This window comes from Janthinobacterium sp. 344, from assembly GCF_900112025.1.
Classification (GTDB): domain Bacteria; phylum Pseudomonadota; class Gammaproteobacteria; order Burkholderiales; family Burkholderiaceae_D; genus Janthinobacterium.
The window spans coordinates 101039-114955 of sequence record NZ_FOKL01000006.1 but is presented as its reverse complement, the minus strand read 5'-3'; the positions used below and the strand labels follow the sequence as shown (position 1 = coordinate 114955).

Below are 13917 nucleotides of genomic sequence, written 5' to 3'. Positions count from 1 at the left end.
AGGCGAGATGCAGCGACGCATACGGCTGGGCATGGTAGGGGGCGGGCAGGGCGCGTTCATCGGCGCCGTGCACCGCATCGCGGCGCGCATCGACGACCAGTACGAACTGGTGGCGGGCGCCCTGTCGTCCGACCCGGACCGCGCGCGCGACAGCGGCGCCGCGCTGCACCTGGCGCCTGAGCGCAGCTACAGCGATTACCGCGCCATGGCGCAGGCGGAGGCCGCCAGGGCGGACGGCATCGAGGCCGTGGCCATCGTCACGCCGAACCACCTGCATGCGCCCGTCGCCACGGCGTTCATGCAGGCGGGCATCCACGTGATCTGCGACAAGCCGCTGGGCATTTCTCTGGCGGAAGGGCAACAGCTGGCGGCGCTGTCCGAGCAGAAGAACCTGCTGTTCGCCCTCACGCATACCTACAGCGGCTATCCGCTCTTGCGCCATGCGAAAGCCATGGTCGAGGCGGGCGAGCTTGGCGAGCTGCGCCTGGTGCAGGTCGAATATTCGCAGGACTGGCTGGCCGACGCCATCGCGGCAGGAGGGATGAGCGAGGGCAACTGGCATAACGACCCGCAGAAAGCTGGCCCGGGCGGCGTGCTGCTCGACGTGGGCTTGCACGCGTATCACCTGGCGCAGTTCGTCAGCGGCCAGACGCCGCAGCAGGTGCTGGCGGAATTGTCCACCTTCGTTCCGCACCGCACGCTGGATGACCACGTGCAGGTGATGCTGCGCTATGCCAACGGGGCCAAGGGTACCCTGTGGGCCAGCCAGGTGGCGACGGGCTGCGAAAACACGGTGCGCCTGCGCCTGTTCGGCAGCAAGGCGCAGCTGGACTTCGACCAGGAACAGCCAAACGAGCTGTGGTGCACGCCACAGGGCGGCAACCGCCAGCTGCTGCGTCCGGGCCGGGTCGACAGCGCGGCCGCGCGCCACGCCACGCGCGTGCCGGCAGGCCATCCGGAGGGGTATCTGGAAGCGTTCGCCCAGCTGTACCTGGATGCGGCCCTGCGCATCCGCGCCCTGCAGGCTGGCTTGCCCGTGCCCGAGCAAGCGCGCTGGCTGCCGACGGTGGCCGATGGCGTGGCGGGCCTGGCGTTTGCGGAAGCCGTGCTGCGCAGCCATGCGGCTGGCGCGCAGTGGACGACCCTGGCGGACTGGTAAACTGGGCGCATGAGCGCGTCCACCTTTACCATCACTCTCCTTGCGCAAGACTGGCAATTTACGGCCGAGGCCGGCACCACCGTGCTGGCTGCCGCCGAACTGGCCGGTATCCGCCTGCTCAGTTCCTGCCGCAACGGCACCTGCCGCACCTGTCTGTGCCACATGCCTGAGGGCAAGATCCGCTACACGGTGGACTGGCCCGGCATCAGCCCCGATGAGCGCCTCGACGGCTATATCCTGCCCTGCGTGGCGGTGGCGGAAAGCGACCTGACCTTGCAGGCGCGGGCCGTGCGCAAGTCACTGTGCCCGTGAGAATTTGTTAGTTTTTGGCAATAATTCCCATGTTATAAAGATGACCAAAGTTTCACGCTCGCCTCTATCGTGGAGGAAATGAAACTCAACTTGGACATGGCATGACTACTTTCTTGAAAGCGCGGCTGCGGGCCGCTGCATACCCGATGACCGTGCTTGGCGTCCTGTCCCTGGCCGGCTGCGGCGGGGGCGGGGGCGAATCGCCGGAACAGGCGATGGACTTGTCGCAGGTCAGTCTCAATTGCGTGCAGCAGCCCGGTGAAACCTGCAACAAGGTCCAGGCGACGGTGATGCTGTACGCCAAGGTGACGGACCAGCGTCCATTGTGGGAGGAAAAGCCGGCCGGCGGCGCCAAGGTCTTCGATACCGTCAACCGCATCAAGCAGGCCGATGGTTCCTGGCTGATGGACTTCAGCGTCAAGCCGGGCCTGGCCGAAGGCACGTACACGGGGACGGTGGACTTTGCCGTCTCCGTCAGCCCTTTCCCCGGCACGCCCAATTACCAGCCCCGCACGGCCAGCTACAGCATCACGGTGGCAGGCATGAAGGGCACGCTGTCGCCCCTGCGCCCGCTGTCCGGTGCCGCCGACTGGGAGGGCTACAACGGCAATGCGGCGCACACGGCTTACGTGCCCGTCACGCTCGACGCCAGCAAATTCACGCGCCGCTGGTCATGGAAGGGCGCTGTCAACGCCAGCGGCGCCAGCACCAGCATCAGCCCGCTGGTCGCGGCGAATGGCCTCGTGTATTTCAATGAAGAACTGGCGATAGACGACACGGCCGAGCGATTCAAATACCTCTACACCTACCGCTTGTCGGCCCTATCGGAAACGGACGGCGCCGCGACGTGGCAAACGGAGCTGAAGCTGGACTACGTGCCGGGCGCGCCTGGCGTGTCCGGCAACCGGCTGGTCATGGCGGGGGTCAACGATGCCTCGACCTTCGATGCGCTGTCCGGTGCCCGGCTGGCCGCAGCCAGGCAGCCCAATACCAACGGCGTGCTGGTCGCCAGCTCGCCGATGACGGCGCCGACCTTGTTCGGCGGGAATGCCTATCTCGGCGGCAATAATGACGTGATCAGCCTGGACGCGACGACGGGCCAGAACCGCTGGTCGACCAGCCTAGACTTGCCCAAGCTGAACAATGTGGACGAATGGACGCCGGCCGTGTCTGCGAGCACCGTGTACAGCAATGCGGCAGGCACCTTGACGGCCTTCAATATTGCCGATGGCAGCAAGCGCTTCAGCGTGGCCGTGCCGGGCCAGGTAGTCGGCGGCACCGGCAAGAGTTCCTTGCGCCAGGCGCCCGTGCTGGTCGATGACAACACCGTGCTGCTGCTGAACCAGCGGCCGTATCCGGGCAAGGCGGTCGACAACAGCCTGAGCCTGGTCGATGCGGGCAGCCGCAGCGTGCGCTGGACGGTCAACGGCCGCTTCACCACGCAGCCCGTGGTGGCCCGTGGCGTGATTTATGTCGGCAACGACAGCGGCAAGGTGATCGAGGCGCGCAACGTCAGCGATGGCGCCGTGTTGTGGACCTGGCCGCTGGCCAGCGTGGGCGAAGAGGTGCTCAATGGCGACTTGATCGTGACCAATAACCTGCTGTTCGTGGCGGGTGGCAGGAACACCCATGCGCTCGACCTGGCCAGCCGCCAGGCGGCATGGACCTATCGCCTGAGCGGCACCCTGTCGCTGTCGCGCAATGGCGTGCTGTATATCCGCTCGGCGCAAGGTGTCTATGGCAGCAATATCGGCTATGTGACGGCGATCAACGTGCAATAGCCGGTGCGGGGCGGTGGCCCGCTAGGTTTGGTTGCCGCCCCGCAGCCGCTGCAGCAGGGCCTCCACGCTGTCGCTGACGGGCAGGCCGTGGCGGCGCAGCAGCTGCACGTGCAAGACCAGGTTTTCCAGCACCAGCTTGGCCGCCACGGCCAGCAGGGCCAGGTTGCGGTCTTCCGGCGTAAAACTCTCCATGGCGTCGGCCATCTCGCACAGGTGGTTGGCGATCAGCCCGCGCAATTCCTGCTCGTTGAAGGGCAGGTCGGCAAAGTCGATGGGGTCGGCCACTTCCACTTCCTGCATCAGCACCGCTAATTCTTCCGGGGTAATCGTCATGCCTGGCCTCCTTGTGTGCTTGGCTGCATTGTAGGGCATGTGCCATTGCATCGTCCGCAAAGCGGACTAGAATGACTGCAGGCCGATGACGTCGAAGGGCAGCATGGCGCAATTGCATTTTACCCGGCAACTGGCACGCTTTATGGACGTCCCCACCATGGACGTGGCGGCGCCATGCCTGCGCGCCGCGCTGGACGCAGCCTTCGCGCGGCAGCCGCGCCTGCGCGGCTATGTGCTCGACGAGCAAGGCGGCCTGCGTCCCAATGTGGTGGTCTTCATCGATGGCGTTCGCTGCCGCGAGCGGCGAGAGCTCGACGACGTCTTGCGGCCGGACAGCCAGGTGTATATCTTGCAAGCACTTTCCGGAGGGTGAGATGGGACAACGCGCGTATCTGGGTACCCGCAAGGGCCTGTTCCAGTTCGACGTGGGCGATGACGGTGCCTGGCAGCTGGCGCTGGCGCACTTCGCCGGCGATCCCGTCTCCATGCTGCTGCATGACGGCCGCGACGGCACCCTGTACGCGGCCCTGAACCTGGGGCACTTCGGCGCCAAGCTGCACCGCCTCGATGCGGGCGCCAGCGCCTGGCAGGAAGTCGCCGTGCCCGCCTATCCCGCCAAGCCGGAGGGCAGCACGGATGCCATCGACTGGACGCTGCGGCAGGTGTGGTCGCTGGCGGCCGGCGGCGCGGACCAGCCCGGCGTGCTGTGGGCGGGCACCCTGCCTGGCGGCTTGTTCCGTTCAGGCGACCGGGGCGACAGCTGGCAGCTGGTCGATGCGCTGTGGAACGTGCCACAGCGGGCGCAGTGGTTTGGCGGCGGCTACGACGTGCCCGGCATCCACAGCATCTGCGTCGATCCGCGCGACAGCAATACCGTGCTGGTCGGCGTGTCCTGCGGCGGCGTGTGGCAAACGCAGGATGGCGGCGCCAGCTGGGCCTTGAGCGCGACGGGCATGCGCGCCGACTACATGCCGCCCGAGCTCGATGAAAACGAGGCCGTGCAAGACCCGCACCGCATCGTGCGCAGCGCCGGCACGCCCGACGCGCTGTGGTGCCAGCACCATAACGGCATCTGGCGCTCGCAGGACGCCGGCTGGCACTGGCAGGAGGTGACCACGGCGCCCCTGTCGCATTTCGGCTTTGCCGTGGCCGTGCATCCGCGCGATGGCGACACGGCCTGGTTCGTGCCGGCGCAGGCGGACGTGCTGCGCATCCCGCAAGATGGCGCGCTGGCCGTGACGCGCACGCGCGACGGCGGGAAAACGTTCGAGGTGTTGCGCGCGGGATTGCCGCAGCAGCATTGCTACGACCTCGTGTACCGCCACGGGCTGGCGCTGGCCGACGATGGGCGCAGTCTATTGATGGCGTCGACGACGGGCGGCGCCTGGTATTCGGGCGATGGCGGCGAGCATTGGCAGACCGTGTCTGCCCACTTGCCGCCCGTTTATGCCGTCTGTTTTGCCACGCCGTAGTAGCACAGGAAGATATCGACGGCCAGTTCCGTCACTTCGCGCCCGCGTGCCGGGCCCAGCAGAGGCTCACCGAGGGTGATCTGCGGCCAGAAGGCAAAGGTCTTCAAAGGCGACATCAACAGGTGCGCCACTTCCAAGGTCTCGCCCGCCTTGATGCGCCCGTCCTGCTGCGCCGCGCGGATCCAGATATTCAGGCCCGTTTCCTTTTCATTCAGGCGCGTCACCATGGCTTGCGCGCGCGCGGGCGAGTGGATGGTTTCGCCAAAGATCACGCGCGCCAGGTCGATGAAGGCCGGATCGCACAACAAGGCCATTTTCTGTTCCACCAGGGCCAGCACCTGCGGGCGCAGGGGCTGGTCGGCAACATACGGCACGGCAGGCTGGGCCATGCTGCTTTCCCACATGCGCTGCAAAATTTCCGCGAACAATTCATCCTTGCTGGGGAAGTGGTTGTACACGGTGCGCTTGGAAACGGCGGCCGTGGCGGCGATCTTGTCCATGCTGGTCGCATCAAAACCGTGCTCGCGGAACTCGGCGATGGCGGCATCGACGATGGCGACGCGCTTGCGGTCGGTGAGGCGTTGCGGTGAGGCCATGACTGAAAATCTCCTTTGAAAACAATATTTTACACCTCCTGGTTTACTTTGCTCGCAATTGGAACTACACTGTGTAGTGTAATTTAATCCTTGTATTTTATTCACCGGGCCGCACATGCACTTGCACCGCATCTTATTCTTGGGAGTCCTGATCATCATGAGTTCTTGCACCTTGCGCGCCGAGCCTGCGGCGTCCGTTTCTTCCGCAACCTTGTCGCCGCAACGCCACGAAGGCAAGTTCCGCAATCCCGTGCAAATGCACAAGCTGGGTACGGCGGCAACGCTCAAGCTGATGTGGACTTTTTTCTTTGACAAGCCAGACAGCACCGTGCCGGCCGCCGCCGTGCCCGTGCACGCCTTGACCCGGGCGCAACTGCTGGCCGCGCCCGACAACACCCTGTTTCGCCTCGGGCATTCGACCCTGCTGCTCAAGCTGAACAACGAATTCTTCCTGACGGACCCCGTGTTTTCCGAGCGCGCCTCGCCGGTGCAGTGGGCCGGCCCCAAGCGTTTCCACCAGCCGCCCATCCGTATCGAAGACTTGCCGCCGATCAAGGCCATCATCCTGTCGCATGACCATTACGACCACCTCGACCATGCCGCCGTGCTGCAGCTGGCCGCCAAGACGGAGCATTTCGTGACGCCCCTGGGCGTGGGCGACACCCTGGTCGCATGGGGCGTGCCGGCCGCCAGGGTGCGGCAATTCGACTGGTGGCAGGGCACGACGATTGCGGGCGTGAAACTTGTCGCCACCCCGTCGCAGCACTTTTCGGGACGCGGCTTGTTTGATGGCAATCAGACGCTGTGGGCATCGTGGGTCATCGACGCGCCCGAGGTGCGCGTGTTTTTCAGCGGCGATTCCGGCTATTTCGATGGCTTCAAGCAGATCGGCGACCAGTACGGTCCCTTCGACGTGACCATGATCGAGACGGGCGCCTACGACAAGCTGTGGCCGGACGTGCACATGCAGCCGGAGGAAACCTTGCAGGCGCACCTGGACTTGCGCGGCAAGTGGCTGATGCCCGTGCATAACGGCACGTTCGACCTGGGGCTGCACGCCTGGCATGAACCGTTTGACCGCATCACGGCGCTGGCGGCGAAACAGGGCGTGAACCTGGCCACGCCGCAGATGGGCGAAGCGGTCGAGCTGGCGCAGCCGAAGAAAGGCGAAAAATGGTGGCTGGCGATGCTGGAAGAGGAAATGGCGCAGTAGGCCGGTTTTACGCCGTCACATCGATCAGGCGGCCCAGGGTCTGGCCATAACTGTTCAGCTGTGGCGTGCTTTTCGGGGCGGCTGGCGCGGCTTGCTGCGGCACGGCCACCTGGATGGCCTGGTCCAGCCGCGGCGCCTGGACGGCGGGCTGGGCGCTGGCCTGGGCTTGCTGGCTGCTGCGCTGCGTCTGGCTCAAGGTTTCCTGTTCCCGCGCCAGCGCTTGACGACTTTGCGCCAGCTGTTCACTGTCGCGCTGCACCTGGTTCTGCCCCTGCTCGACCCGGCGCTGCGCCGTGGCCAGCGATGCCTGCAACTGATTGACGGACGTTAGCGATACCACATTGTTCACCTTTGAAAGTATGCCCAAGCGTGCGCGCAAGAGGAGGAGTGCTGGCCGGGGGCGCGACATGTCTGCAGGTAATCTTTACCTGAATCAAGAGTAGGACAAATTCTCGCACAGTTCCAGCTAATTATGCTTTCTTGATAATTTTATCGTGCGCGGCTGGCATGGCCTGAGCGGCTTGCCGAGGCGGGTGAAACGCTGGTCAAAGTGAGTGCCCGCTGTCGCTGCTAGTCATTGCCAGTCTGCCATCGCCGCTGCCCCGTGAAGGCCATGGCACAAATGGCCGGCCGCCAAATCAACTTTCAAGAATGTCAATGTGTTGTTGTTTATTTACCATTTAGGCGCACGGTAATGCGCGGTCTGTTTGGCGCTCTGAGCTATAATTGACGGTCAGAGTTGGTTTCTTTTGCCATACAGACAGGTAGTTAATAATGAATCTCAAGAGCCTCGCAATTGCCCTCGGCATGTCGAAAACGACGGTCAGCAGGGCGTTGAACGGCTATCCGGAAGTCAATTCCCGCACCCGTGAAATCGTCCTGGCCGCCGCCAAGAAGGTGGGCTACCGGCCCAACCCGCTGGCGCGCAGCCTGGCCGTCGGCCGCACCAATGTGCTGGGCATGATCTATCCCTTGCTGCCCAGCGACCTGGGCGACAGCGTCTTTCTTTCCGTGGTGAATGGCATGTCCGACGCCGTCGAAGCGTCGAAGATGAGCCTGATCATCGCTCCCGTCTCGCCGCAGAACGAACAGCCGTCGTATGAAACCATGGTGCGCGGCCGCCAGGTCGATGGCCTGGTGGTGGGCCGCACCAAGGTGGTTGACGAGCGCATCGCGTATTTGACGAAGGTGGATTTTCCCTTTGTCGCGAATGGCCGCACGCGCATCGACGCGCCGTACGCGTATTTTGACTACGACAACGACACGGGCATCGACCTGGCCGTGTCCTTCCTGGCGGCCCACGGCCACCAGCGCATCGCCCTGCTCAGTGCGCCGCTGGATCTGCATTTCGCGCTGGAGCGCAAGGAAAGTTTCATCCGCTGCATGGCGCAAGCGGGCTTGCAGGCCGATCCGCGCTATCTGCTCGACAACTCGCTGGACCGCCGCAGCGGCTACCAGGCCATGCAGCAATTGCTGGCCTGCTCGCCCCGTCCCACGGCCGTCATCGTCGACAACCACCTGTCCGGCGTGGGCGTGGTGCGCGCCTTGATGGACGCGGGCATCGAGATCGGCAAGGACATCTCCGTCATCGTCTGGGGCAACGTGGAAGACACCTTGATCGGCATCAACGTCACCACCATCGACCAGCCCGACCTGCGCCGCGCCGGCGCCAAGATGATCGAGATGCTGCAATCCCTGCTGGCCGGCACGCCACCGGAACGCTTGCAGGAAATCTGGCAACCGGTGCTGTTGCCAGGGGCGACGGTGGGGCGCTGCGCGGATTGACATCAGCTCATGCCCAGTATGGGACGTATTCCGCGAATTTATTGCCGCTGGTGCTGTCTTTGCGCTTGATGCGTCCCGCTGCGACAGCATCGGCGATCAAGTTGGTGATTTGATTGCGCTGGCGCTCGCTGACCTTGAAGCGGGTACGCAAGGTGGTATTGGTCAATGTCTGGCTGGAAAAATACTGCAAAACGGCATGTTGATAGCAAGCTTCCACGCGCTCGACCTGCGCCATGTCGGCGAACTGTCTTGGCGCGTACAAGGTGACTTGGAAACCATTTTCCAGTGGCGTGAAGAGGACGGGTGGCATGCCGAATAACTCGACGGCCGAGACCACTTTTTGGAATCCCGTACCCCTTTCTTCACAGATCCGATATTGCCGAAATTTGGATGCCAGCAATTCATTGCGTGACTCTGGTGTCGTACCGATCAGACGGTCAAGGCGCTTGCTTGGCAGCAGTGTCCCCGGATTGGTGAAGGTGATGCGGTCGTCGTAGATTTCTATAGTAGGGCCAGCGCCTGTGACGTTGAAATCCTGGTGGATCAAGGCATTCGCGATTAATTCGCGTAGCGCAATTTCAGGATAGAGGCTAACTTGCTCACGCAGGGATTGCTGGATCACTTCCGAATGTGGCAGGACGCGCAGTAGATAGCCGATCAAGCCTTCGAAACCCACTGCATAGCCTTTGTTGCCGCGAACTTCATCAATTGTGTCGACTTTGTTGGTGCCGCTATAACGGATGACGCGAATACGTTTACGACTGAGGTGCGTGAAGTGCTCCAACTCACGCGCTGCTGAGATACCACCGAAATGCGTAATGTAGTAGCCGCTGCCATCGGGAATGACCATATTTTCCTCCTCCAGCCAGCGCATCAGCTCAAAGCTGTCGTCAGGAAGAGGGCGTTGCAAGAGTTTGGAAATGGTCGCCAGATCGAGATGTTCAATGACTTCATCGGCAGAAAGCAGGGGTGTCGTTCGTAGTTCCTCCCAGCGGGGAGCATGGCTGTTGAGCATGAGTGCACCAACTTCCGATCGAGATGCTTTACGGCTTGTGCCACCCGATCTTATCCATGTTTCTTCAATACTCTTGCCCCTGCGATGTGCGGGCTTGTCTGCTTGTTCACGGATATAAACGAATAATAAAGGAACGGTGTCGTATTCGACTACTGCATGGTCGAGGATAAGAGGCGGCTCAACTGCATCGCGGCCCAGATTGGTCAACTGCAAAATGGTTTCTTCAACTTGAGTTTGCTCAACTCCCATCAGCGCAGCTCCAGCATCTGCGATGCCATAGACCATATAGCCGCCGCGCGGACAATTGGAGAAGGCGATCAGATGTTCGATTAAGCGCTCTTTGTTGCCGGACAACGATAGTTTCCAGTCCAGTTCATTGACCTCATGGGGCACGGGATCCCGACTGGACTTAAGCAGCGCTATTGCCTGGACGACCCAATGTTTTACCATGTGATTGTAAGTGGCTGATTTTTATGGTTATTTTGCGTCTGTCGTTTTTCTGGTGTGATAAAGCGAGTGAAATAAATGGCAGGATCAGGATAGTGAATTAAACGCTGCCAGGCAAGCCACCTGACAGCGTTGTATTACAGAGTTACCTTGAAGTCTTACGCCGCGTGCTTGCTGCCGTCCGCCAGCTTGGCCAGCAATCTCGCCTTGTCCTGGCGATACGTGGCGACGGCCGCTTCCTTGACGTGGCCGAAGCCGCGGATTTTCTCGGGCAAGGACGCCAGTTCCACGCAGGTGGCCAAATTGTCCGCCGTCAGGTTGACCAGCAGTCCCGCCAGCAGTTCGCGGTATTCGACGATCAGCGCGCGCTCCATCTTGCGCTCGGCCGTATAACCGAAGATGTCGAAGGTGCCGCCTCTTAAGCCCTTGGCTTTCGCCAGCAGCTGGAAGGCGCGCCACATCCAGGAACCGAACTCCGCTTTCACCAGATGCCCCTTGGCATCTTTCTTGGCGAACAGCGGCGGCGCCAGGTTGAATTTCACGGAGAAGTTGCCCTCGAACTGCTGCTGCAATTGCTCCACGAAACGCCCGTCCGTGTACAGCCGCGCCACTTCGTATTCGTCCTTGTAGGCGAGCAATTTGAAGTAGCTTTTCGCCACGGCCGTCGACAGCTTCTGGCCCAGTCCCAGGGTGTTTTCCCGGTCGCGCACCTGCTTGACCAGGGTCAGGTAGCCATCCGCATACGCGGCGTTTTGATACGCGGTGAGGAATTCCACGCGCTTCTTGATGACGCTGTCGAGGCTTTGCGGCATTTGCACGATGATCGCTTGCGACGGCGTGGCGATCTGCGTGACACGGCGCACGTCGACGGCGGCGCGGCGGCCCCACAAAAAGCTTTTCTTGTTCGATTCGATGCCCACGCCATTCAATTCGATGGCGCGCAGCAGGGCCGCTTCGCTCAAGGGAATGCGGCCTTTTTGCCAGGCGTAGCCGAGCATGAACAGGTTGGCGGCGATCGAATCGCCCATCAGCGCGGTGGCCAGTTTGGTGGCGTCGATGAAGTCGGCCGCATCGGCGCCGCCCACGGATTCCTCGATCAGCTGGCGCACTTCCGCCGTCGGGTATTGCCAGTCGGCATTTTGCGCAAACGTGCCCGGCGGCTGTTCGTGCAGGTTGACGACGGCCAGGCTGCGGCCCGGACGCATTTTCGACACGGCATCCTGCGCGCCGGCCGTCAGCATGTCGCAGCCCAGGATCAGGTCCGCCTCGCCCGTGGCGATGCGCTGGGCGCGGATGTGCGCGGGGGAGGCGGCGATTTTCACGTGCGAAGTGACGGAACCGTTCTTTTGCGACATGCCCGTCATGTCCAGCACGGAGGCACCCTTGCCCTCCAGGTGCGCCGCCATGCCCATCAGGGCACCCACGGTGATGACGCCCGTGCCGCCGATGCCGTTGATGAGGATGTTGTACGGCGCGTCGCAAGCGGGCAATTGGGGTTCCGGCAGGGGGCCGAAGTTGTCCGTCTCGCCCGCTTTACTGGCGCCCGTCTTGGTCTTTTTCAGGTTGCCGCCTTCGACGGTGACGAAGCTGGGGCAGAAGCCCTTGGCGCACGAGTAATCCTTGTTGCACGAGGATTGGTCGATGGTGCGTTTGCGGCCAAATTCCGTTTCTTTCGGCAGGATCGAGACGCAGTTCGACTGCACGCCGCAGTCGCCGCAGCCTTCGCAGACGGCGTCGTTGATGACCATGCGCTTGGCCAAATCGGGATACTCGCCTTTTTTCCTGCGACGGCGTTTTTCGGCGGCGCAGGTCTGGTCGTAGATCAGCACGGACACGCCGGGCACCTCGCGCAATTCGCGCTGCACGGCATCCATGTCCTTGCGGTCGTGCAAGGTCAGGTGGGCGGGCAGGTTGCCGCGGTCGCTGTAGCGCGATAAATCTTCCGTCACCAGCGCGATGCGGGCGATGCCTTCGGCCGCCACCTGCTGCGCCATCATCGGTACGGTGATGAGGCCGTCCACGGGCTGGCCGCCCGTCATGGCGACGGCGTCGTTGTAGAGAATCTTGTAGGTGATGTTCACCTTGGCCGCCTGCGCGGCGCGGATGGCCAGGTAGCCGGAATGAAAGTAGGTGCCGTCACCGAGGTTCTGGAACACGTGCGGCAATTCCGAAAATGCGGCCTGGCCGATCCACGGCGCGCCTTCGCCGCCCATGTGCGTGGTCAGCTTGTTCATTTCCGGATAGATCGACGTGGCCATCACGTGGCAGCCGATGCCGGCCAGCGCCAGGCTGCCGTCCGGCACCTTGGTCGACGTATTGTGCGGGCAGCCGGAGCAGTAAAACGCGGGGCGGAACGGCGTGTTCACGGCTTTCTTTAACACCGCATCCTTGGCGTCGAGGAAACTCAAACGTGCCTTGATCAGGTCGCAGGTGACGGGGTCGGAAATCAGGCGCGCGATGCGGCTGGCGATGACTCTGGCCACTTGCGAAACGGAAAAGTCCGCCTTCGAGGTGAGCAGCCATTCGCCGCGCGGCGCCACCCATTCGCCCTTCTCGTCGAACTTGCCGATGACGCGCGGACGCACGTCGTCGCGCCAGTTGTACAGCTGTTCCTTGAGCTGGTATTCGACGATCTGGCGCTTCTCTTCGACGACGAGAATTTCATCGAGGCCCTGCGCGAATTCGCGCACGCTGTCCGGTTCCAGCGGCCACGGCATGGCCACCTTGAACAGGCGCATGCCCACGTCGGCCGCCATCTGCTCGTCGATGCCCAGCTCTTCCAGCGCTTCGAGCACATCCAGGTAGGATTTGCCGGAGGCGATGATGCCCAGCTTGGCGTTCGGGCTGTCGATGGTGGTGTGGTTGAGCTTGTTTTCGCGCGCGTAGGCCAGGGCCGCATAGATCTTGTAGTCCTGCATCAGCGCTTCCTGGTTGCGCGCCTGCTGGCCCAGCGGGATGCTGGACAGGCGCGCGTTCAGGCCGCCTTCGGGCATCTGAAAATCCTGCGGAATCTTGACTTTCACGCGGAACGGATCGGCGTCGATGGACGCGGACGATTCGACCGTGTCGGCCAGCGCCTTGAAGGCCACGGTGCAGCCGGAAAAGCGCGACATGGCCCAGCCGTGGATGCCCAGGTCCAGGTATTCCTGCACATTGCACGGATACAAGACGGGGATCATCGAGGCGGAAAACAGGTGGTCGGACTGGTGCGGCAGCGTCGACGAATAGGCGCCGTGGTCGTCGCCGGCCACCAGCAGCACGCCGCCCAGTTTGGATGTGCCCGCATGGTTCATGTGCTTGAAGACGTCGCCGCAGCGGTCCACGCCCGGGCCCTTGCCGTACCACATGGCGAACACGCCGTCGTACTTGGCCGGGCCGATCAGGTCCACCTGCTGCGAACCCCAGACGGCCGTGGCGGCCAAGTCTTCGTTGACGCCGGGCACGAACTGCACGTGGTGCGCTTCCAGCTGCTTTTTCGCCTTCCACAGGTTTTCATCGAGGCCGCCCAGGGGCGAGCCGCGGTAGCCGGAAATGAAGCCGGCCGTGTTCAGGCCGGCGGCCTGGTCGCGCAGGCGCTGCATCATGGGCAGGCGCACGAGGGCCTGGATGCCGGACAGGAAGATGGCGCCGGACGTGGCCGTGTATTTATCGTCGAGGCTGACGCTGGTCAAACGGGAAGGCTGCAGGGGGGTAGATGGCGCGGCACCGGCGTTTCTAGCGAACGCTGCGGAGCCGTTTTCCGTGGTCACGGACATGGCTGTCTCCAAAAGGGTGTTTCAGATAGCGGCTGTACTCGGGGCGCGC

The 13917-nt window shown here is 62.9% G+C and carries 12 protein-coding genes; 7 read left to right on the top strand and 5 right to left on the bottom strand.

Going from position 1 to position 13917, the window contains the following annotated elements; translation table 11 throughout:
- The first annotated feature begins 7 nt into the window (after positions 1 to 7).
- From BM193_RS17045 to BM193_RS17035, 3 genes are all read left to right on the top strand, one after another.
- Positions 8 to 1159 (top strand): Gfo/Idh/MocA family protein, encoded by a 1152-nt coding sequence (locus BM193_RS17045; protein WP_254786294.1) that lies wholly within the window; start codon positions 8 to 10, stop codon positions 1157 to 1159.
- Between the two features lie 9 nt (positions 1160 to 1168).
- Positions 1169 to 1471: a 2Fe-2S iron-sulfur cluster-binding protein gene (locus BM193_RS17040; RefSeq protein ID WP_092798674.1), complete on the top strand. Its 303-nt coding sequence runs from the start codon at positions 1169 to 1171 to the stop codon at positions 1469 to 1471.
- Between the two features lie 101 nt (positions 1472 to 1572).
- Positions 1573 to 3252 (top strand): outer membrane protein assembly factor BamB family protein, encoded by a 1680-nt coding sequence (locus BM193_RS17035; protein ID WP_092798673.1) that lies wholly within the window; start codon positions 1573 to 1575, stop codon positions 3250 to 3252.
- Between the two features lie 21 nt (positions 3253 to 3273).
- Here BM193_RS17035 and BM193_RS17030 read toward each other — a convergent pair whose 3' ends face one another.
- A complete protein-coding gene (locus BM193_RS17030; RefSeq protein WP_092798672.1) occupies positions 3274 to 3585 on the bottom strand; it encodes a hypothetical protein in 312 nt (103 codons plus the stop codon).
- 103 nt (positions 3586 to 3688) lie between these two features.
- Here BM193_RS17030 and BM193_RS17025 point away from each other — a divergent pair, with 103 nt between their 5' ends.
- Together BM193_RS17025 and BM193_RS17020 are read left to right on the top strand one after the other, a co-directional pair.
- A complete protein-coding gene (locus BM193_RS17025) occupies positions 3689 to 3958 on the top strand; it encodes a MoaD/ThiS family protein (RefSeq protein ID WP_092799183.1) in 270 nt (89 codons plus the stop codon).
- Position 3959: 1 nt separating this feature from the next.
- Positions 3960 to 5057 carry a WD40/YVTN/BNR-like repeat-containing protein gene (locus tag BM193_RS17020; protein WP_092798671.1) on the top strand — a complete coding sequence of 366 codons (1098 nt, stop codon included), beginning with the start codon at positions 3960 to 3962 and terminating at the stop codon, positions 5055 to 5057.
- On the opposite strand, the gene BM193_RS17015 is transcribed toward BM193_RS17020, so the two are convergent.
- Positions 5030 to 5653, bottom strand: a complete 624-nt coding sequence (locus tag BM193_RS17015; protein ID WP_092798670.1) for a TetR/AcrR family transcriptional regulator — start codon at positions 5651 to 5653, stop codon at positions 5030 to 5032. The two genes, BM193_RS17020 and BM193_RS17015, sit on opposite strands and share 28 nt — an antisense overlap.
- A 157-nt stretch (positions 5654 to 5810) precedes the next feature.
- On the opposite strand from BM193_RS17015, the gene BM193_RS17010 reads away from it, so the two are divergent.
- Positions 5811 to 6866, top strand: coding sequence for an MBL fold metallo-hydrolase (locus tag BM193_RS17010; protein ID WP_092799181.1), 1056 nt, complete (start codon positions 5811 to 5813; stop codon positions 6864 to 6866).
- 7 nt (positions 6867 to 6873) lie between these two features.
- On the opposite strand, the gene BM193_RS17005 is transcribed toward BM193_RS17010, so the two are convergent.
- Positions 6874 to 7206 (bottom strand): hypothetical protein, encoded by a 333-nt coding sequence (locus BM193_RS17005; protein ID WP_139176185.1) that lies wholly within the window; start codon positions 7204 to 7206, stop codon positions 6874 to 6876.
- A gap of 434 nt (positions 7207 to 7640) precedes the next feature.
- Between BM193_RS17005 and BM193_RS17000 the strand changes: the two genes are divergently transcribed.
- Positions 7641 to 8651, top strand: a complete 1011-nt coding sequence (locus BM193_RS17000) for a substrate-binding domain-containing protein (RefSeq protein ID WP_092798668.1) — start codon at positions 7641 to 7643, stop codon at positions 8649 to 8651.
- A 7-nt stretch (positions 8652 to 8658) separates the two neighbouring features.
- Here BM193_RS17000 and BM193_RS16995 read toward each other — a convergent pair whose 3' ends face one another.
- Positions 8659 to 10116 (bottom strand): ATP-binding protein, encoded by a 1458-nt coding sequence (locus tag BM193_RS16995; protein WP_092798667.1) that lies wholly within the window; start codon positions 10114 to 10116, stop codon positions 8659 to 8661.
- Positions 10117 to 10271: 155 nt separating this feature from the next.
- Positions 10272 to 13868 carry an indolepyruvate ferredoxin oxidoreductase family protein gene (locus BM193_RS16990; protein ID WP_254786293.1) on the bottom strand — a complete coding sequence of 1199 codons (3597 nt, stop codon included), beginning with the start codon at positions 13866 to 13868 and terminating at the stop codon, positions 10272 to 10274.
- Positions 13869 to 13917 lie beyond the last annotated feature (49 nt).